This is a genomic window from Pseudarthrobacter sp. Pseusp20, from assembly GCF_059492155.1.
In genome coordinates this window covers 669,438-689,056 of sequence record NZ_CP168521.1, presented here as the reverse complement: position 1 = coordinate 689,056, position 19,619 = coordinate 669,438, and the positions used below count along the sequence as shown (strand labels likewise).

20 protein-coding genes and 3 riboswitches are annotated in these 19,619 nt (G+C 66.9%); of the genes, 5 read left to right on the top strand and 15 right to left on the bottom strand.

What is annotated here, in order from left to right:
* Window positions 1-324: 324 nt before the first annotated feature.
* Window positions 325-582 (top strand): hypothetical protein, encoded by a 258-nt coding sequence (locus ACEN9K_RS03340; protein ID WP_018772209.1) that lies wholly within the window; start codon window positions 325-327, stop codon window positions 580-582.
* Window positions 583-681: 99 nt separating this feature from the next.
* Here the strand turns inward: ACEN9K_RS03340 and ACEN9K_RS03335 are convergent, their stop codons facing one another.
* From ACEN9K_RS03335 to ACEN9K_RS03315, 5 genes are all read right to left on the bottom strand, one after another.
* Complete coding sequence (locus ACEN9K_RS03335) at window positions 682-1,458, bottom strand: glycosyltransferase family 2 protein (RefSeq protein WP_488315157.1); 777 nt, start codon at window positions 1,456-1,458, stop codon at window positions 682-684.
* A complete protein-coding gene (locus ACEN9K_RS03330; protein WP_144601445.1) occupies window positions 1,455-2,834 on the bottom strand; it encodes a bifunctional PIG-L family deacetylase/class I SAM-dependent methyltransferase in 1,380 nt (459 codons plus the stop codon). The genes ACEN9K_RS03335 and ACEN9K_RS03330 overlap by 4 nt, the downstream gene beginning before the upstream one ends.
* Window positions 2,828-3,916, bottom strand: a complete 1,089-nt coding sequence (locus tag ACEN9K_RS03325; RefSeq protein WP_478222446.1) for an acyl-CoA dehydrogenase family protein — start codon at window positions 3,914-3,916, stop codon at window positions 2,828-2,830. Before ACEN9K_RS03325 ends, ACEN9K_RS03330 begins: the two co-directional genes overlap by 7 nt.
* 55 nt (window positions 3,917-3,971) lie before the next feature.
* Window positions 3,972-4,661 carry an O-methyltransferase gene (locus ACEN9K_RS03320; RefSeq protein ID WP_056389630.1) on the bottom strand — a complete coding sequence of 230 codons (690 nt, stop codon included), beginning with the start codon at window positions 4,659-4,661 and terminating at the stop codon, window positions 3,972-3,974.
* A gap of 86 nt (window positions 4,662-4,747) precedes the next feature.
* Window positions 4,748-5,071, bottom strand: coding sequence for a thiamine-binding protein (locus ACEN9K_RS03315; protein WP_478222447.1), 324 nt, complete (start codon window positions 5,069-5,071; stop codon window positions 4,748-4,750).
* A 124-nt stretch (window positions 5,072-5,195) separates the two neighbouring features.
* Between ACEN9K_RS03315 and ACEN9K_RS03310 the strand changes: the two genes are divergently transcribed.
* Both ACEN9K_RS03310 and ACEN9K_RS03305 read left to right on the top strand, forming a co-directional pair.
* A complete protein-coding gene (locus ACEN9K_RS03310; protein WP_051081466.1) occupies window positions 5,196-5,858 on the top strand; it encodes a TetR/AcrR family transcriptional regulator in 663 nt (220 codons plus the stop codon).
* Between the two features lie 97 nt (window positions 5,859-5,955).
* Complete coding sequence (locus ACEN9K_RS03305; RefSeq protein WP_018772216.1) at window positions 5,956-6,180, top strand: hypothetical protein; 225 nt, start codon at window positions 5,956-5,958, stop codon at window positions 6,178-6,180.
* Window positions 6,181-6,261: 81 nt separating this feature from the next.
* Here ACEN9K_RS03305 and ACEN9K_RS03300 read toward each other — a convergent pair whose 3' ends face one another.
* The 7 genes from ACEN9K_RS03300 to ACEN9K_RS03270 form a co-directional block, all read right to left on the bottom strand.
* Complete coding sequence (locus tag ACEN9K_RS03300; protein WP_488315161.1) at window positions 6,262-6,642, bottom strand: hypothetical protein; 381 nt, start codon at window positions 6,640-6,642, stop codon at window positions 6,262-6,264.
* A gap of 81 nt (window positions 6,643-6,723) precedes the next feature.
* Window positions 6,724-6,861, bottom strand: a complete 138-nt coding sequence (locus ACEN9K_RS03295; RefSeq protein WP_223993586.1) for a hypothetical protein — start codon at window positions 6,859-6,861, stop codon at window positions 6,724-6,726.
* Window positions 6,862-7,094: 233 nt separating this feature from the next.
* A complete protein-coding gene (locus tag ACEN9K_RS03290; protein ID WP_144601439.1) occupies window positions 7,095-7,406 on the bottom strand; it encodes an AzlD domain-containing protein in 312 nt (103 codons plus the stop codon).
* Window positions 7,403-8,203, bottom strand: a complete 801-nt coding sequence (locus ACEN9K_RS03285) for an AzlC family ABC transporter permease (RefSeq protein ID WP_495635171.1) — start codon at window positions 8,201-8,203, stop codon at window positions 7,403-7,405. Before ACEN9K_RS03285 ends, ACEN9K_RS03290 begins: the two co-directional genes overlap by 4 nt.
* The gene (locus tag ACEN9K_RS03280) at window positions 8,200-8,757 is read right to left on the bottom strand and encodes a DoxX family protein (protein ID WP_495635170.1); all 558 of its coding nucleotides are present in this window, start codon (window positions 8,755-8,757) and stop codon (window positions 8,200-8,202) included. The genes ACEN9K_RS03285 and ACEN9K_RS03280 overlap by 4 nt, the downstream gene beginning before the upstream one ends.
* Window positions 8,758-8,816: 59 nt before the next feature.
* Window positions 8,817-10,202 carry a CoA transferase gene (locus tag ACEN9K_RS03275; protein ID WP_495635169.1) on the bottom strand — a complete coding sequence of 462 codons (1,386 nt, stop codon included), beginning with the start codon at window positions 10,200-10,202 and terminating at the stop codon, window positions 8,817-8,819.
* Window positions 10,203-10,209: 7 nt separating this feature from the next.
* Window positions 10,210-11,109 (bottom strand): glycerophosphodiester phosphodiesterase, encoded by a 900-nt coding sequence (locus ACEN9K_RS03270; protein ID WP_018772223.1) that lies wholly within the window; start codon window positions 11,107-11,109, stop codon window positions 10,210-10,212.
* Between the two features lie 133 nt (window positions 11,110-11,242).
* Between ACEN9K_RS03270 and ACEN9K_RS03265 the strand changes: the two genes are divergently transcribed.
* Entirely contained in the window at window positions 11,243-12,520 is a 1,278-nt protein-coding gene (locus ACEN9K_RS03265; RefSeq protein WP_495635674.1) for a DUF445 domain-containing protein, read from the top strand.
* A gap of 178 nt (window positions 12,521-12,698) precedes the next feature.
* Here ACEN9K_RS03265 and ACEN9K_RS03260 read toward each other — a convergent pair whose 3' ends face one another.
* From ACEN9K_RS03260 to cycA, 3 genes are all read right to left on the bottom strand, one after another.
* Window positions 12,699-13,448 carry a LamB/YcsF family protein gene (locus tag ACEN9K_RS03260; RefSeq protein WP_488315165.1) on the bottom strand — a complete coding sequence of 250 codons (750 nt, stop codon included), beginning with the start codon at window positions 13,446-13,448 and terminating at the stop codon, window positions 12,699-12,701.
* Complete coding sequence (locus tag ACEN9K_RS03255) at window positions 13,432-14,232, bottom strand: hypothetical protein (protein WP_026266216.1); 801 nt, start codon at window positions 14,230-14,232, stop codon at window positions 13,432-13,434. The genes ACEN9K_RS03260 and ACEN9K_RS03255 overlap by 17 nt, the downstream gene beginning before the upstream one ends.
* A 172-nt stretch (window positions 14,233-14,404) precedes the next feature.
* Window positions 14,405-15,946, bottom strand: a complete 1,542-nt coding sequence (gene cycA, locus ACEN9K_RS03250) for a D-serine/D-alanine/glycine transporter (protein ID WP_495635168.1) — start codon at window positions 15,944-15,946, stop codon at window positions 14,405-14,407.
* Window positions 15,947-15,996: 50 nt separating this feature from the next.
* A riboswitch (glycine riboswitch) is annotated at window positions 15,997-16,092 on the bottom strand.
* Window positions 16,093-16,191, bottom strand: a riboswitch (glycine riboswitch).
* A 291-nt stretch (window positions 16,192-16,482) separates the two neighbouring features.
* A riboswitch (glycine riboswitch) is annotated at window positions 16,483-16,583 on the top strand.
* Between the two features lie 160 nt (window positions 16,584-16,743).
* Here cycA and gcvP point away from each other — a divergent pair.
* Window positions 16,744-19,617, top strand: coding sequence for an aminomethyl-transferring glycine dehydrogenase (gcvP, locus tag ACEN9K_RS03245; protein WP_495635167.1), 2,874 nt, complete (start codon window positions 16,744-16,746; stop codon window positions 19,615-19,617).
* Window positions 19,618-19,619: the final 2 nt, after the last annotated feature.

The window sequence follows — 19,619 nt, the reverse complement described above, 5'->3', positions numbered from 1 at the left end:
CGGGCGCGGTCCGGCTACCGGAAGAGGGACTAGGCAGGACCTTCAAGATGGAGGAAAATTCATCTTGGAGGTCCTGTTGAGGTTTCCCGGGTGGCATGCGGCCCGGGGCAATGCGGGGCCGGCGGTGAGATGGCCTCTTCTGAGACCGAGGCCAGTCCCCCCAGTCGCCGTCGGCCCCCTCAGCCTCCCCCCGGGGGTCAGGCCCTGACTGGACAAAGCGCAGTGAACTGCAATACTTTCTTGAATACCTCGCCGGGATCCTTTGGAGACCGGCAGGTCCGCTGAAGCAGACGGCGGCACCACGGTCAACCCTTATGAGCGGACATGCCTGCTACCCATTTTGAACAGTTTCTTTCCGAAGCAGTTGTCGCGGACAGGGAGCCAGGCCTGGGCCTGGGACGCGACGAGCTGTACGGCCTCTACACCAGCTGGTGCCTCCTGCACAAAGCTGAACTGCAGCCGCCGGCTGCGCTTTGGGAAGCCATGCACGATGCCGGGATCAACCCGGACAGCAACAACCTTTCCATGACCGGACCCGCCGCGGCGGACTACATCGTAGCCAGCGCTCCGGACTTGGTATAAGGCCTGCACGCGGAACCTGCGTCCGCACCGTAAAGGGCTGTTGCCGGAAGGCAGCAGCCCTTTCTGCATCCCATGCTGCCCCGCCGTTGAGGGTCCCGGCTATGGCTGGGCCAGTGCCAGGAGGTAGGCGGCAAACCCCCGCGGCGCCCGCCCCACGGTCCTTCCGGAGGTGAGAACCCGGGTTGTGTCCGTGGCAACCATGCTCGCCCCGCTGCTGCGAAGCCGGTCCACCAGAGCCCGGTCCTCATCGAAATCAACCCCGGGAAACCCGCCTGCCGCAAGGTAGGACGAGGCACGCACCCCAAGGTTGGCACCGTACACGTGGGGGTGGTTCTCCGTTGGAACATGCCGGGCATGCCATCGGGCAGCGAGGTGGTGGGGCATGCCGTGGCCATCAGGCTCCACAGATCCAAGGACGACGTCGGCGCCCCCGGCGGCCAATTCCAGTTGGCGCACCAGCCAGTTTTCCGGAACGCAGGAATCGGCATCCGTGTTGGCCAGCCAAACGTGCCGCAGCGAAGAACCTGCCGTGGATCCACCCGCAGGAGAACGCCTGGTTGCGTTCTCCAGCGCGGCTTCGGCCCCTGCCTGCCTGCTCTTGCCCACGCTCCGGAAGTCCACCGGCAGGACCATGTACCGCGGGTCCTCAGCAGCGAAGACCGCCGCCACCGCAGCGGAGCCATCCGTGCAGCTGTCCAGGACAACCACCACCTGCACGCGTACGCCGGTAAGGTCCGACTCGGCTTGGTCTGCCGCGTCACGGGCTGCGGTCAGCGCACGCTTAAGGTGTTGCTCCTCGTTGTGCGCGGGAATCACCACCGCAACTTGCCGGATGCTGTTGGCAGCGCTGCTTCCCCCTGAAGCCGTGACCGTCATGCCGACGCTTTGTGGCCGGGGGCCACCATGAGTTCCAATACGAAGTCCCGTTCCTGGTACAGTCCTGCGGTCCGCCAGCCCAGACGCTGCCGGGCCATCGCGTGGACGGTGTCGCCGTCGAGTTCCCAGCCTGCAATGGGATGCCGCCAGTGGCACAGGAGCAGGGTTCCGCCCGGGTTCAGGGACGCTTCGATCCGGTCCCACAGTTGGCCCAGCTCACCCGCGGACAGGTAGTAACCAACCTCCGAAACCACCACAAGGTCAAAAGTTCCGCCCGGCCATGCCCCGGGGACGACGCAGTGTTCAACCCGGACCCCGGGGCAGCCTGCAAGGTGCTGCCTGGCCCGGTGGACCGCGGTTCCACTGGCATCCACCGCCAACATCTTGCGGCACCGGGCAGCCAACCCGGCTGTCAACGTCCCGATGGAGCAGCCCACTTCCAGGCCGCTTTCATAGGATTCCTCCGGGAGGGCAGCAAGGGTGAGCGCCCGCTTGCGCCGCTCGTACCAGCTCCCGGTGTAGTTCCAGGGATCCGTGGAGCCACCATGCACGCCGTCGAAGACCAGTTCCGCGTCATCGCTTGAATGCGCCTGCGCGGATGCAGTGGGCGCCGGCGTCCAGGCGAAGACCTCAAAGGGGCGTGAGAAGTGCGCCAGGAATTGCCCGCTGAGGAGTGTTTCGTCGCCGGGAAGCGGAGACAGGGGCTGCACCTGTGTTGCGTGCTCCGCCATGGCCCGCCTTTTAGCCGCCCGGGCCGGTTCATCCAGGTGGAATCGCAGCCATGACCGCCATTCCGGCACCTGGGGTGCGGCCCAGTGCCAAAACCAGATGGGGTATTCCAGCAGCGCGTGGCCGTCCTGCCGCGCAACTTCTGCCGCCGCCGCACCGAGCGCATCGTGGTCACCATGCCCGTCGGCCCGGTACGGTGCCACGAGGGCCAGCCGGTCGGGATCACCGGGAAGCCGGCGGGCGGCCTCCCGGACAGCCTTGGCGATGGTTCCGGCATGCTCTCCAAGTCCGCGGTCCGGCAGCCCGAGGAATGCCCAGCGGTCCGCCAGGCCCAGTGCGGCCAGGGCCGCTGAGAATTCAGCCAGCCGGGTGTGGGCCAGCTGTTCCGGGGAGGTGGTGGGCGAATCCGGGTGTGACCCCTCCCCTGCCGTGCACAGCAGGACTTCCACCTCGGCTCCCAGTGCCGCCAGGGACGCCATCAGCCCACCGGCCCCCAGTGTCTCGTCATCCGGATGCGCCGCCAGGACCACGAAGCGCATGCCGGCCAGTTCGGCGGGGTCAAGCGGCAGCTCGGGTGCTGCGTCCAGGCCGCTCACGGCCCAGGCGGCCTCGCCGGTTCCCTGGTCAGCGTGCGAAAAGGTCACCACGGGCAGTCCCCCTTGAGCGCAAGCCGGCCCAATTGGGCATCATCCCGTGCCCCGTGATGCTGCCGGACGTAGAGTGCCAGGTCGGCCATCCTCTTGGCGTACGGCCCGTCAAAGGCAAGCGGACCTGGACCACGGTTGGAAGCCACCAGGGAAAGGACGCGTTCGACGGCGGCCGCAACAGTTCCGCGGACCCGCTGGGCTTCGCTCCACGCGCTGTGGTTCCCGGCGGAGCCGAGGGTGCCGGCATCGATGCCCGCTGCGGTCCGGGCAAGATACTGCAGGGCAGCCGAGAGCGTGCGGTCCACCTCTCCGAGCGCCGCAAGTGCCACCTGGTCGGGCTCCCGCCCCGCTTCGGCCCCTGCCAGCAAACCGTTGCGGAAGTCCCGTGCCACGCCCACTGCTCCCCCCAGCCAGCAGGCAGCCACGCCTATCCCGCCCCAGGCGAAGCCAGGCCGGCTGTGGTACCAGCCGGTACCACCCAGGGGGCTCGCCGGGACCTGGTCGAAGTGAACTGTTCCGCTGGGGATTTCCTGGAGCCCGCGCGCGATCCACTCCGGTTCCTCACATGCCACGCCGGGATGGCGAAGATTGACCGCGAAGGCCGCCCTGCCGCCGTCGTCCGTGTGGGCGGTGACCACCGCGCAGTCCAGGGCCGCGGCGAGGGAACACCACGGCTTGGACCCGCTGAGGGTGGTGCCGGCACCTGCGGAATGCGCTTCGAGCCGGGCACCCGGTGCCTCTGCGGCGAAGACGCCCCAAGCGGCATCGCTGCTCCCGTCCGGGAACGGGTGTCCGGGCTCAGCTGCGTGGGCAGCCTGGGCAAGAATGGCGACGGCGTCGAGGTGCGGCTCAAGCACCCGGGCCGCGGCCACATCGGTGGCAGCCACGGAAGCCAGGAGTTCCCACAACACGGCGGTCCGCCCCTCACCGGGCAGCGGCCACGTCCGCCCGGCCTCGACGGCAAGGGCCAGCAGGGCAGGGACGTCACCCGTTGCGGCGGCGACGGATTCGACCAGCGGAACCCATGGCGAAAAATCTGCGGGCGTGGAGTCCAGGAGTACAGGAGCAGGTGCCGCGTGCAAAAAGCCCTCCCTCTACGATGCCCGGCACTGCGCCGGACGCATCTCCACAGCTTACTTACTGTTTTTGCGGGAGGATGCGCGCCAGCGCGAACCCGTCCCACCCCTTGGAACCCACCGTCTGGATGACAGTGGCGTCCAGGCGCGGGTGGTTGCCGAGCAGCCGGAGTGCGTCGATGATTCCTGGCGCGTTGACCGGGTCCATGTCCGGGTCCAGGACGGCCCCTTCCCAGATCGTGTTGTCCAGGACTACCACCGCACCCGGCCTGCCCAGCTTGACGGCCCAGTCGAGGTAGCGGCTGTTGTTTTGCTTATCGGCGTCGATGAAGATGAAGTCGAACGGCTCCCTGTCCTCTTCCTCGAGGGCAGCCAGGGTTTCCAGCGCGGGGCCCAGCCGGATTTCCACCCTTTCACCCAGGCCGGCGGCGTCGATGTTGGCCCACGCCACTTCTGCATGCTGCGGCAGGTATTCGCAGGTGACGAGCTTGCCGTGGTGGGGAAGGCCGCGGCCCATCCAGATGGTGCTGTAACCCGCCAGGGTCCCGATCTCCAGGATGCGGTGGGCGCCGGACAACTGGACCAGGAGCTTCAGGAGCTTCCCGGCGTTTGGCGCCACCTCAATGGCCGGCATGCCGGCGTCAGCCGCAGTGCGGATGGCCTGCTGGACCGCCTCGTCCGGATGCACCACAGTGCGGGACAGGAACTCCTCGGTGGCAATCCATTCCGGCCGGGGTTTGTGCTCGAACATGGGCACAGTTTGGCACGCGGCGTTCCGGCGGTCCAGACACTTTAGCCGGGCCCACGCCAGCCCCGGCGCGGAGGCTCAGGACAGGCTTAGGACTCCTGGGCCATGGCGTTTTCGAGGCGGTCCACCTTTGCCGTCAACTCGCCGCTGTAACCGGGCCTGATGTCGGCCTTGATCACCAGTGAGACGCGGCTGCCGTAGCGTCCGACCGCCTCGGTGGCGCGCTTTACGACGTCGAACACTTCATCCCACTCACCCTCAATGGTGGTGAACATGGAATCGGTCTGGTTGGGCAGCCCGGATTCCCGGACGATCTTCACGGCGGCTGCAACGGCGTCGTGCACGGACGCATCGTTTGGCCGGGAACCTTCGCTGGGAACGCCTGACGGAGCAACAGAAAATGCAAGCAACATGCCTCCAAGTTTCGCACGCGGTCCCCGGACTGCCGCAGGCCCAAACGCGGGAGCGCGCCGTCACATAAGCTCCTACCCCGGAGTAACCATGGTGGCCGAAGACTCCGTTGCTACCCTTTTGGGCATGAGCCTCGCAGTCGCCCGTAAGCCCCTCCGCGCAGACGCAGCGCGGAACGTGGACAAAATCATCACGGCGGCGCGCCAGTGCTTCCGGGAGTTCGGCCCGGAAGTACCGCTCCAAACCATCGCATCCACCGCGGGCGTTGGCCCCGCAACCCTGTTCCGCAACTTCGCGGACAAGGAAGAACTGGTCCTGGCGGCACTGAACCGGCAGCTCCGGCTTACCGTGGATCCCGTCATGGACGGCGCCCTGGCCGATATCGATGCCGCTGCCGGGCTGCTGCGCGTGCTCGAGGCCCTGATGGCTGCGGCAAGCGACGACGCCAACCTGCTGTGCGCTGTGGCGGGCCGGCGCGAACTCCTCACCGGCATTACCGGGTCCCTCATGGAGTCGATCAGCATCCTTTTGGTGCGCGGGCAAGGCCAGGGAAGCCTGCGCACGGACATCACCATGACGGACATGTTCCGGCTGCTGGCCATGCTGATCGGCGTTGTCGACACCATGGAGCCGGGCTCCGATGCATGGCGCCGTCCGCTGGCACTGGTCGAGGACGCCATCCGTACGGTCCGCCCGCCACGCCCGCTTCCCGTGCTGGTGCCCGTCCCTGCTGCCGCAGTACCCGGCATCCCCGGGGGCACCATTGTCGGCACACAACACGTGCAATAAACTCAGAGCGGGGTTAGGCAGCCAGCCTCGAATAGTCCGAGATGGAGCGACCCATGGAACTTTTCCTGCGTATCCACCCTGCAACCGCCGCGCTGCGATGACCAGATCAAAACTCTTCCACTACCTCACTGACGCCCGTGGGCCGGAAGAAGTCCTCCCTGCGCTGACAACCGCGGAACTCGTCGAATTGCTTGACGCCCTGTACCAAAACCTTGATACCCCCGAGCCCGAGTTCGGCGCGCAGGTGTGGTACGAGATGGGCGTGGAAGAAAGCTGCCGCAGGTCGGTCTCGCCCGACGGCGCAGCCCACGGCGTGGCGTAGCTACCGCTGTATCGAGCCCCTGACAGCCGGCCGGCGCTGCCCGGCTGTCAGGAGTGTTTCCCCGGTATCGGGAGCGTTCCGTCAGGGATTTTCCCCGTTTTCTCCAGTGCCGGTTTCTCCGCCTTGGGTGCCGGGCCGGGGCTGTTCTGATGGCTGTCCTGGCTCAGGATGCCCGTGTGACTGGGGTTCGTGGTCATGGTGCTCATGGAACTCGTTGGGGATGTGGTGCTTCGCCTCCATCAGGTGCTGCTGGAGTTTCTCCTCGGCATCCCGGCGCCGCCGTGCAGTGTCCCGTAATTCACGCGTTGCCTCGGAGCCGCGTGGGTCCAGGTAGGCGGGCCGCAGCTTGCCGGTTTGCTCAGCGGCAGGAATTCCGGCGCTGCGCGCTTCCCCAGCCTTCCCTTCGGTGTCCTCTGTGCCCTGGCCGTCCTGCGGCTTATCAGGCCGTGACTGTTCGTCCATCTCGATTCCTCCTTTGGTGGCCGCCTGGTGTGGGCTGCATCTCCTCCAGTCCACCACACCTGGCCCCGCGATGCTGGCCCGCTAGGCGTTGCCCGCGTCTGCCCGCTTGCGGAGTTCCTGACGCACCAGGGCCTGCAGCGCTGGAACGGACGACGACGGGTCCAGGTCGAATGCCTCCCGGAGCCTTTGGGCGAGAATTTCCAGGTCCTCTTCCGGCACGTCTGAAAGGCGGGAAAAGCGCCTGAAGAAGCGTTTGGCTGGGAGGCCCGCCCGCCGTCGGGCGTCCTTGTGGCGGGGTCTGTCCGCCAAGCCGCCTGCGGGATACAGCTGATTTTCCATGGTCGCCGTTCGTAGGAATGCCATGGCCAACTGCATAAGCCGATTTCATAGTACAGCCGCCGCCGCGCCGGGGAAGTGACCCCCATCACTAATTTATGCAGACGCCTGCCAAACTAGCTCCAGCCCAATGCCCTCAGCAGGGCAGCGGTGCCGGCCCCGGCGATGACCACCACCAGGAAGGGTGCGCGGAACGCCAGCGCGAGTGCGGCCGCGGCAAGCGCCCCCAGCCTGGCGTCAGCCGCGAGACCCTGGCCAGACACGACGGCATTCACCACGGTAAGGGAGGCCAGCATGCCGATGGTCATGGTGCCCGCAACCCGGGATGTGCGCGGGTCCTCGAGGAACCTGGCGGGCACGAAGTAGCCCACGATCTTCCAGGCGTACGCCAGCGCGCAGGCAAGAAGCAGCCAGATCCACAGGCTCATGCGCCTGCCCCCGGATCCGTGCCTTCGCTCCCCTGCGCACCCGGATACGGGCGGCTTGCGTCCTGCTGCCGGCCAGGGTGATGGTCACGGTGTCCGCCATAGGGCTCGACGTCCGGCTCAAGGCCCTCGTCGCGCCGGCCGTGGCTGAACCAGCCCACCAGCGCGGCCACCAGGGCGGCCACCAGGATGGGCACCCCCGCCGGCACGAAGGGAACGGCGACAACGGTGGCCACCGCACACACCACCGCGATGGCAATGGGTTCGCGGCCCTTAAGCCGCGGCCAGAGCAACGCCAGGAAGGCGGCCACCGCGGCGCCGTCGAGCCCCCATTGCTTGGGATCGCCCAGTCCGCTCCCGGCGAGCGCGCCCACGGCGGTGAAGAGGTTCCACAGCACGTAGACGCCGATCCCTGCAGTCCAGAATCCCCGCCGCTGCTCGGCCGGGTCCGCCTGGCCCGTGCTGGTGGCCGTTGATTCGTCGATGGTCAGCTGCGCGCCGACAAACTTGCGCCAGCCGGTGGGCCGCAGCAGTGCGTTCAACTGCATGCCGTAGATGCCGTTGCGCATGCCCAACAGGGTTGCTGCGCTCATTGCGGCGATGCCCGAACCTCCACCTGCCACCACACCGATAAACGCGAACTGCGAACCACCGCTGAAGAGGAGCAGGCTCAGGGCCATGGTCTGCCACAGGTTGAGCCCCGAGGTCACTGCGAGCGCTCCGAAGGACACCCCGTAAAGGCCAGTGGCGATGCTGATGGAAATCCCCACCCTGACCGCCGGCGAGGCCAGGAGTTTCACACCCAGCCTCCAGGTTTGCGTGCCTTTTGGATGGGCTTCCGGAGGCTCCAGGCCCAGAGGATCAACGGTGCCTGGAGCGGCAACCGCACGGTGTGGATCTTCCGCCGGCGGGGCGTACCCTGCGGACCATAAGCCTTCGCCAGTGCGTCAGCGTGTCCCGCCAGGAATGCGGCAAACATCGCTGTGAGGGCGTTGGCGGTCAGCTTCCGTGTGGGCGGGAGGAGGATTCCGACGGCGGCGGCCAGCTCCAGCAGTCCGCTCACGGCGATCCACTCATCCCGGGACAGGACGGCCAGGGGATGGTTGGGCACAGGATGGTTGGGCACCACAGTGTGGGCCGCACCGGGTTCCGGATCCGGTTCCGCGTCCCGGCGGCAGAGGTAGTCCGGAACGACGTCGCGGTAGAAGCCGGGATCCCTGAAGTGCTTGCCCGCGCTGGCCAGCAGGAGGGCTCCCATGGCAGCCGCGGACAGGGTCTGAACGGCGGGGCCCTGAAGGGAAAAGTTCGGTACGGACAAGCCCCTGACTGCAGGACCGGACCAGGGAAGAGGCATGGAACCACTCAATCACAGCCACGGTGGCCGCCAGAAACCGGCCTGTGAGGCAAGGTCCCTCAATTCCAGGCGGGCGGAGAGCTTCCATACGGGGGCGGCGGGGACAGGTAGTCCACCGGCCGGCCCGCGTCCAGCAACGGTGGACCGACGTAGCGGAGCTGCCCGTAGGTGCTGTCCATGGAGTTGTGGTGGGGTCCGGGTAGCTCTGCCGGGCCGTCAGGGACCCCTGGTTCGGTGTCCCCTGCTTCGGTGCCCATTGGAAGGGAAAACAGTTCCTCGGCGGTGCGGGCAAGGGACAGGTGCGCACAGGCACCCATCCCAGCCGCCCGGCGTCGGTCCAGGAGGCGGACGGCCGCCGCAGCCACCCCGTATCCTGTGGCGTGGTCCAGCGCCTGGACAGGCAGGGCACCCGGGCGCCACCCGCCGTCGTCATTGTCCTTCCCGTACACGTGCGCGATTCCGCAGGCGGCCTGGACAATGCTGTCAAAACCGCGCATACCGCTCCATGGCCCGGCGCTCCCCCAGCTGTTGAGGGTGACCACCACCAGCCCAGGGTGCGAGGCCAGCAGTTCCCGCGGGTTGAGCCCGAAACGGTCCAGGGCGCCGTGCCGGTAACCCGTGACCACGACGTCGGCGCGGGCCAGGAGCTGCTGGAGGCTGTGCTGGTTCTGCGGAAGCCCCAGATCGGCTTCCGCGCTGCGCTTGCCGAACGCGGTGTCCACGAACTGGTCTTCGATTTCCGGGAAGGCTGGCGGGTCGGTCCGCAGGACATCGGCTCCCAATGCTGCAAGCAGGCGGGTGGCCACAGGCCCTGCAATCACCCGGGTCAGGTCCAGGACCCGCAGCCCCTCCAGCGGCGGTTTGTGGCCGCCACCGATGCCCTCGCCGCCTGCCGTAGTAGCCGCCGCGGCAAAGTCCTGCAGTCCCAGACCGGCCGTGGTGCCGTCGGTATGCTCCACGGCAATCCAGGGTCCGGATCCCGCCGCCCGGCCCATGCCGGACGCAAGCCATTCGTCACGCGTCCTCACGGCCGCAGCGATCCCGCCGTGGCCCTGGATGGCGGCCTCAGCCTCAAGCGCCGCCATGGAACGAAGAGCCTGTTCCGCCCCTTCCGCGGAGGCGGCTCCCAAGGCGCGCAGCAGCCGCTGCTCGTGGTGCGGGTAGTTGGCGTGGAGCCGGATCCAGCCATCGCGGGTCTGCCGGAAGCCCGACAGGGGCGCGAAGCCCTGTGGCTTGCGTCCGGCAATCCGCAGGTGGCCGAAGGAATCGAAGGCAGCCGCGGTAAGCGCCGGCGTGGTGCTGAACCGGCCGGGCGTGCGCGCATACAGGTTCAGCGCTTCCGCCGCGGCTCCCACCGAGTACAGTGCCAGGCCTTCGACGTCGAGGGCGCCGGCCCACCAGCGTCGGGGCGAATACGGGAGCGGATTGACGTGGTGCGCGTCCACGTCCGCCCTACTTTCCCTGCGGAGAGGCTGCGTGGAGCTGGTCCAGGACGCGGGCCGGCACGTTGGTGGTGATCTCGTGGATGCCCAGCTCCTGGCAAAGTGCCACATCCTCCGGGGAGTCCACGGTCCACACCCGGAAGCGCCGCCCGGAGTCCAGCCATCGGCGGATTGTGGCCGGGCGCTCCCTGACGTAGTCGATGCCGGGGCCGGCCATTCCTACTTCCCGGTCGTCCAGGATCCGTTCACCCTCCAGCTGGGTGGCCTTCATGAGGTTGGCGACGGCGCTCCCCGTAATGAGGCCCAGGCCCAGCCCGCCGCGGATCTCATGGATGGTGAGGTCGTCCACCAGTTGGCAGATGTATTGCGGCGGGACGGACTGGAGCAGGTGGCGGACCGAGTCCGGGCTGAAGCTCATGAAGGTCACGGCCACGTTGTCCACGGTGGAGCTTTGGGGGTCCCAGCCCTCGCTGCGGAGCACCTCCAGCACGCGGTCCTCCAGTTTGAGCTGGTAGGGACTGGGATGCTTGAGCTCGATGGCGAGTTTCACCGGGCGGCCCGCCCCGCGGAGGATGTCCAGCAGCTCCGGGAGGGTCAGCAGCTGTTCCGAACGTGCTCCATACTCTTCGGGAATGCGGACCCCCTTCCAGGATGAGAAGTCCAGCTGGTGCAGCTCGCGCAGGGTCCGTTCAGCCACCGGCCCGGTCCCGTCCGACGTCCGGTCCAGGTTGGCGTCATGGAGCAGGACCAGGTGCTGGTCCCGGGTGAGGTGGACGTCGCACTCCACCCCGTCGGCCCCGTCAGCCAATGCCTGCAGGTAGGCGGCCCGGGTGTGTTCGGCGTATGCGCCGCTGGAACCACGATGGGCAAAGACCAGCGGCCGCTGCGGCACTGACTCGTCAATTGTCATGGACACACGGTAGCCGACCGGCCCCCGCCTTCGGGGCTAGGCTTGGCACATGCAGGTGAACTCTGAGGCAACTACTGGGCCAACCACGCAGGATCCCCCCGCCGAGGCCGCGCAGCAGGTGCGCCCTGGCACTATGGCGGCAGGCGCCGTCGTAAGCCGCCAGCCCGGTGCCGGCGACGCCGAGAAAGCGGCAGCGCTGCGGAAGATGAAGCTGCTGGCGCTGAGCCTGCTGATCGCCATGGCCGTGATTTTTGTCTTTGCGTTCGCGCTGCAGAAGGACTACCCGTGGCTGCAGTATGTGCGCGCGGCGGCCGAGGGCGGAATGGTGGGCGCGCTGGCCGACTGGTTCGCCGTGACGGCCCTGTTCAAGTACCCCATGGGCATCAAGATTCCCCATACCGCCATCATTCCCCGCCGGAAGGACCAGATCGGGGCCTCGCTGGGCGAGTTCGTGGAGACCAATTTCCTCTCCGAGCAGGTGGTCCAGGAGAAGCTGGCCAGCGTCAACATCGCGCGGCGGGCCGGCGTTTGGCTGGCCGGCCCTGGTGGTGCCGAACGCGTGGCCAAGGAGGGAGCCGCCGTTATCCGCGGCGCCTTCAAGGTTTTGAATGACGACGACGTCCAGGCCGTCATCGAGGGCATGGTGCGCAAGCATCTGCTCACCCCGCCGTGGGGACCTCCCGTGGGCAGGCTGGCGGAGCGCATCTTCCATGACGGGCACCATCACACGCTGGTGGACCTGCTGGTGGACCGCGCGGCGGACTGGGTGGATGACAACCACGAAACCGTCACCCGCCTGGTGTCCGACCGCTCCCCCACGTGGGTTCCGCAGTTCGTGGACGGACTGGTGGGCGACAAGGTCTATATCGAGATCCTGAAGTTCGTCCGTGCCGTCCAGGCTGACCCCCGCCACCAGGTGCGGCAGTCAATCGACAAGTACCTCAACGACCTGGCACAGGACCTGCAGCATGACCCCGCGATGATTGCGCGCGCGGAAGACATCAAGGCGCAGGTCCTGGGCGACCCCGAAGTGCGCGAAGTGGCCTCGCGGACCTGGGGAACGGTCAAGAACGCGCTGCTGGGCGCCGTGGATGATCCGGACAGCGAACTCACCATCAAGTTCAAGGCTGCGGTGCGCGATTTTGGGTCACGGCTCGTGGACGACCCCGAACTGGCCGGGAAGGTCAACGCATGGATCGGTGACGCCGCCGGGTACCTGGTCCGCACCTACCGTTCGGACATCGCAGGCGTTATTACGGACACCGTGGCGCGGTGGGATGCCGAGGAAACCTCGCAGAAGATCGAGCTCCAGGTGGGTAAGGACCTGCAGTTCATCCGCATCAACGGCACCGTGGTGGGGTCCCTGGCCGGGCTGGGGATTTTCACGGTGGCGCAGCTGATCTTTGGGTAGTTTTCCGCTGCTGTAGGTCCCGGGTGGACTTGGCGCTGCGCATCTTCCTTTTCGCTCGGGATATTTGGGGTGCGAAAAGGAATGTGCGTGTCGATAAGGCGTACGACGGCGGCACGGAGGGCTGGAGTGACGCTCGGATTGTTGGAATGGAGTCGGCCCGCCGTACGGCTGCAGGCTCCTAGGCGAAGGACTCCAGTGCGACGCCTGCGCCCTCAAGTCCTGCCCTGATCCGGGCCGCCATTTCTACGGCGTCAGGGGTCCCACCGTGAATGCACAGGGAGTCGGGCCGTACCGCAATTACGGATCCGTCCACGGCAACCACTTCGCCTTGCGTGGCCAGGCGGACGGCCCGTTCGACCACCGCATCGACGTCGTACAGGACGGCATCGTCCTCGGAGAGCGGCACCAGGCTGCCGTCGGCGAGGTAGGCACGGTCGGCGAAAGCCTCAACGAACACCGGGTGCCCGGCTTCCTTGGCCTGCTTCAGCAGCTCCGAGCCCGGGAAGCCCAGGAACGGAAGGCCTGGATCGTAGGCGTTGACCGCAGCCACTACGGCGGAGGCCTGCTCGGCGTCATGGATCGTGGTGTCGTACAGCGCTCCATGCGCCTTCACATAGTCCACGGAGGCGCCCACGGCATGCGCAACCCCGTCGAGCGCGCCCAGCTGGTACAGCACGTCCCCGAAGAGCTCGTCGAAGCTCATGCCAAGCATGCGGCGCCCGTAGCCGGCCAGGTCCCGGTAGCCCAGGTGCGCACCGACGGTGACATCAAGTTCGTACGCGGCCCTGCAGCTGTCGAGCATGGTGACGGGATCCCCCGCGTGGAGGCCACAGGCTACGTTGGCGCTGGTTGCCAGCTGGAGCATCGCCGGATCGCCTCCCGCGGTCCAGGAGCCGAATGATTGGCCTACGTCAGCGTTGAGATCCAATGATGTTGCCTTCCAGCGTCAGGTTGTCCGGCCCGGCAGCGGAAGTCAGCTCCCCGGGAATGGTGTCCGGCATCGGCCCGAACGCCTCCCGGGCATTCTTGGCCACCGCACGGCCCATCACGAGGTTACCGGCTCCGCCGACAACGGCCCCTATGCCGAACGGGAGGGCCCGCCCGAACAAGGCAGTCCCTTGGCGCTTGAGCAGGTTCTTGAGGAAGGCATGCTGGATCCTCTTCCGGACGCTGCCGAAACCCGGCACCACCATGGATTTGGACAGCGCGTTGCCCCAGGTGTTGGTGGCGCCGCCGGATGCCTGGCCGCTGAGCGTGCCCAGCAGGGCGGTGCCCTCCTCGCCGAGCATGATGGCCATGACCATGGTGCCGGCCTTTTCCGGGTTGGTCAGCCGGATGCCGTGCAGTTCAGCCAGCGATGTTGCGTACAGGGCTGTGGCTTCCAGGAAGCCAACGGTGGCGGCTGCGGAAAGTCCCAGCGACGCCACGGTTCCAACGCCGGGGACGACGGCGGTGGCACCCACCAGGGCTCCCCCTCCGGCAACAGCCCGCAGGTAGTCGCGCTCTGCAATGTCCGCCAGCTGCGCGGCCGTCGCCCGCGGATGCCTCTTCTGGAGCCTGCGGATGTAGCCAACCACCAGGGGCCGCTGGATCTGCACTGCTTTCAGGAGCATGTTGTGGACGCCGGGCTTGGGCTTGCCCTCGGCGTCAAACATTGCGTTGTGGGCGGTTTCCTGTGCGATGCGTACTGCGGGGTTGCTGCGCCGGGCCATGGTCACCTTCATTCAAATCGACCTGCAGCGGCTAGGCTGCCGTGCCTTTCCATCCTATGTGGATAGACACTAAGCATGCTTAACTTCCGGGCCGTGGCTTCGTCCGGCGGGCTGCGGCGGCAGGATGCGGTACCTGCACCTCACCGCCGCCGCTGCAACCCGCCGTCGGACGCTACTTCCCGGCCTGCTGGACCTCGCGCCCCGCCGCCCCGGCGTCCTGGCCGCCGCTGCGCGCGGCAGTGGCCTGGTCTGCCTGAAGCTCGGCACGGAAGACCTCGAAGCGGGCCAGGTGGGCGGGACGGCGCCGCAGAATGGCCCAAGCCACGCCCAGGATGACGAACCAGATGGGGGTTACCAGCAGTGCAACGAGAGTGTCGGGCTGGGTGGTAAGGGCCCAAAGGACGAAGGCGAAGAATGCGTACACCACCCACACGGCGGGAATGCCACCGGGCATCTTGAACTTCGACGCCGCATGCAGGTGCGGCCGGCGGCGCCGGAAGGAGATGTAGCTGGCGAGGATGATCGACCAGACGAAGACGAAGCAGACCGCAGACACGGTGGTCACCATTTCAAAGGCCATGCCAACATCCTGGCCGGCATACATGAGTACGACGCCGGACAGCAGCAGGACGCAGGACAGGAACAGCGCGTTGCTGGGCACCTTCCTCGTGGAGAGCCGGCTGAAGATACCGGGGGCGTCGCCTTCCTGGGCCAGGCCGAAGACCATGCGGGACGTGGAGTAGATGCCGGAGTTCGCGGAGGACATCGCCGAAGTCAGGACCACCAGGTTGACCACCGTGGCCGCGGCGCCGAGGCCGGCCAGGGAGAACATCCCGATAAAGGGGCTGTGGCCGGCGGCGAACTGGGTCCACGGGGTGACCGCCATCAGGATGACCAGCGCACCGACATAGAAGAGCAGCACGCGGACGGGGATGGCGTTGATGGCCTTTGGCAGCGTGCGCTCGGGGTTCCTGGCCTCGGCGGCGGTGGTTCCCACCAGTTCGATGCCTACGAAGGCGAAGACTGCGATCTGGAATCCGGCCACGAAGCCCATGAACTCATTGGGGAAGAACCCGCCATGGCTCCACAGGTTGGTGAAGCTTGCGGTGCCCGCGTCGCTCTGGAAACCGGTGAAGATCATGAAGAGTCCCACGATGATCAGGGCTGCGATGGCGACGATCTTGATGAGGGCGAACCAGAACTCGGTCTCGCCGAACGCCTTGACGGTGGCGAGGTTCAGCAGGAGCAGGATGCCCACCGTGGCCAGGCCCGGGATCCAAAGTGGCAGCGCCGGCCAAAGTTCCTTTGAGTACCCTGCGATGGCGATGACGTCGGCGATTCCGGTGATCACCCAGCAGAACCAGTACGTCCAGCCCGTGAAGAATCCGGCCCACGGCCCCAGGAGATCGGCGGCGAAATCACTGAAGGACTTGTAGTTCAGGTTGCTGAGCAGCAGTTCACCCATGGCCCGCATGACGAAGAAAAGCATGAAGCCGATGATCATGTATACGAAGATCACGGATGGGCCGGCCGCGGAGATGGTCTTGCCGGAACCCATGAACAGGCCCGTGCCGATCGCGCCGCCGATGGCGATGAGCTGGATATGCCGGTTGGTGAGCTGCCGCTCCAGGTGGGGAGGCTCGCTGCGGGCTGCCGTGGCAGCGCCTTGGCTGCGGGCTGGTTCGCCGTTGGACGTGGGGGGATGAATCGCCATGAGGAACTCCATCGATAAAGCGGCTTTTGGGTGCCGCAAAAGATTTGGTTCCTCCCCGCTCTGTAGTGGACCTGAGAGTTTCCGCAGCAAAAGCCGCTTGCACCGCCGGTGAGCCAGGGTCATGCCCGGCTGCTTTCCAGAGTTGCCTGTCCGCGGCGGTACGTGGGCCTGAGAGTTTCCTGGGGAGGGTTTGCTCCTACGGCGCCTGCTGGATGTACCCGGCAGGGCTCTCCCGCCGCAGGTCGAAGGCGTATTCAGTTGGAAGCCGCAGGCTTTTTGGGCCACGGCCGGTCATGCAATGGGACAGGCGCCGACTGGTGGGCTGCTCCGGATACGCTGAGCCAGCCACCGGCGGCGCCAATCCCGGGGTTCAGTGTGGTGTCCGTCACGATCGAATGTCAAACCCCTCCCGACACAAGCGGGGAAGAACGGCGTCACGTGCCCCTCGAGCCCCGCACGGAAGCCGCCCGATTTGCCACGGACGGGTCTATCCCGGTACCTTGTGAGCCGAATCACCCACATTTGAATAAGCCTTTCGAGCTGTGACGGGAGAGTCCTCCCGGCGAAACACCGGTCAGGCGCCGTAGGAGCAAATCCTCCCCAGGAATCTCTCAGGCCCCCGTACCGTCACGGCGAGGCGACTCTGGAAAGCAATCAGGCTTCTGCCTGGTTCACCGACGGTGCAAGCGGTCCCCTGCCAACAGCAGGCAACGCGGAATCTCTCAGGTCCAATACAGAGCGGGGAGGAACCCATCCCACGCCGTGCCACCTTCGGCCGGCCAGATCTGGAGTTCCTCATGACGATTCATTCGCATCCAACATCGTTTGTTGACCGCCATATCGGCGCGCGCCGCCAGGCCGACATCGACACCATGCTCAAGGCCATCGGCTACGACAGCCTGGATGGCCTGGTTGACGTGGCCGTCCCCGCGCCCATCCGCCAGGAAACTGCGCTCAAGCTGACCGACGCCCTCAGCGAGGTTGAAGTCCTCACGGAACTGCGGAAGCTTGCCGCCAAGAACAAGACGGCAGTCCAGATGATCGGCCAGGGCTACTACGACACCGTGACTCCGCCGGTGATCCGCCGCAACATCCTGGAATCCCCGGCCTGGTACACCGCCTACACGCCCTACCAGCCGGAGATTTCCCAGGGCCGGCTTGAGGCGCTGCTGAACTTCCAGACCATGGTGCAGGACCTGACGGCGCTCCCGGTAGCCAACGCTTCCTTGCTGGACGAGGCAACGGCGGTGGCCGAGGCCGTGCTGCTGATGCGCCGCGCCAACAAGTCCAAGGCAGCGAAGGACGGCAAGACGGTGCTCGACGCCGACTGCCTCCCCCAGACCATCGCCATCGTGCTGGGCCGGGCGGAGGCGCTCGGCTTCGAGGTGGAGGTCGCCGACCTGTCCAAGGGCCTGCCCGACGGCGACATCAACGGCGTCGTCCTGCAGCAGCCCGGCGTCTCCGGCCGCGTCTGGGACCAGTCCGCCGTCATCGCCGAAGCCAAGGAGCGCGGCGCGCTGGTCACCGTGGCTGCGGACCTGCTGGCCCTGACACTGATCACCCCTCCGGGCGAGCAGGGCGCGGACATTGCCGTCGGCTCCACCCAGCGTTTTGGCGTGCCGCTGTTCTTTGGGGGGCCGCACGCCGCCTACATGGCCGTCCAAAAGGGAATGGAACGTACCCTCCCGGGCAGGATCGTGGGCGTCTCCAAGGACAACGCCGGCACGCCTGCCTACCGGTTGGCCCTGCAGACCCGCGAGCAGCACATCCGCCGCGAGAAGGCCACGTCCAACATCTGCACCGCCCAGGCGCTGCTGGCCATCGTGTCCTCCTTCTACGCCGTTTACCACGGCCCCGACGGCCTGAAGGCGATCGCAGAGACCGTCCACCACAAGGCCAGGGTCCTGGCAACAGCACTCACGTCACTGGGCCGCGAACTGGTCACGGACTCCTTCTTCGACACCCTCACCGTCCGCGTTCCGGGCAAGGCCGCCAAGGTGATCACCGCCGCTGAAGCCCGCGGCATCAACCTGCGCTTCATCGATCCGGACACGGTGGGCGTCTCCGTTGATGAGACGACGACGGCGGCAACACTTTCCGCCGTCGCCGTCGCCTTTGGCGCCGGTCCGGTGGGTGACGCCCAGGGATTCGAACTGCCCGACACCATTGTGCGCACCTCGGCCTACCTGCAGCACCCGGTCTTCAACACGCACCGGTCTGAAACCCAGCTGCTGCGTTACATCCGCAAGCTCTCGGACCGCGACCTGGCGCTGGACCGCACCATGATCCCGCTGGGTTCATGCACCATGAAGCTGAACGCCACGGCCGAGATGGAAGCCATTTCCTGGCCGGAGTTCGCCTCGATCCACCCGTTCGCCCCGGACTCCCAGACCGAAGGCTGGCGCGAACTCATCGCCGGCCTGGAAGCGGACCTCGCCGAGATCACCGGGTATGACCAGGTGTCCATCCAGCCCAACGCGGGCTCGCAGGGCGAGCTCGCCGGGCTGCTCGCGATCCGCGGCTACCACCATTCCCGGGGCGAGCAGCAGCGCAACGTCTGCCTGATCCCGGCCTCGGCGCACGGCACCAACGCCGCCTCCGCCGTGCTCGCGGGCATGAAGGTGGTCGTCGTGGCCACGGCTGCCGACGGCACCATCGACCACGACGACCTGACGGCCAAGATCGAGGCCAACAAGGACGTCCTGTCCTGCATCATGATCACCTACCCCTCCACCCACGGCGTGTACGACTCCGATGTCCGCGAGGTGTGCGACGCGATCCACGCCGCGGGCGGCCAGGTGTACGTTGACGGCGCCAACCTCAACGCCCTGGTAGGGCTGGCCCAGCCGGGCCAGTTCGGCGGGGACGTGTCCCACCTGAACCTGCACAAGACCTTCTGCATCCCGCACGGCGGCGGGGGACCCGGCGTCGGGCCCGTTGCCGCCAAGGCGCACCTGGCACCGTTCATGCCGGGCGATGCGAACAAGGCGGCGCACGAAGCCGGGCACGGTGTGGCGATCTCGGCGTCCCGGTTCGGTTCGGCCGGCGTGCTGCCGATTTCCTGGGCCTACGTGAAGCTGATGGGCGGTGAGGGCCTGACCGAGGCCACCAAGTCCGCGCTGCTGGCGGCCAACTACGTCGCGTCCCGCCTGAACGAATACTTCCCGGTCCTGTACACCGGTGAAGGCGGGCTGGTGGCGCACGAGTGCATCCTGGACCTGCGCGAACTCACGGCGAAGACGGGAGTCACGGCCGAGGACGTGGCCAAGCGGCTGATCGACTTCGGTTTCCACGCCCCCACCCTTTCGTTCCCTGTCGCGGGCACGCTGATGGTGGAGCCCACCGAGTCCGAGGACCTGGCCGAGATCGACCGCTTCATCGAGGCCATGATCACCATTCATGGCGAGATCCAGCAGGTGGCCAGCGGCGACATCACCCTGGAGGCATCCCCGGTGCGCAACGCACCCCACACGGCCGCCGCCGTCGTCAGCTCTGGCTGGGACCGCGCCTACCCGCGGGAGCAGGCCGCATTCCCCGTTGCCTCGCTCCGCCAGGACAAGTATTTCCCGCCCGTCGGCCGGATCGACGGCGCCGCCGGCGACCGGAACCTGGTCTGCTCCTGCCCGCCCCTCGAAGCGTTCGAGGACAGCACAGCCGAATTTGAGAACTGAGG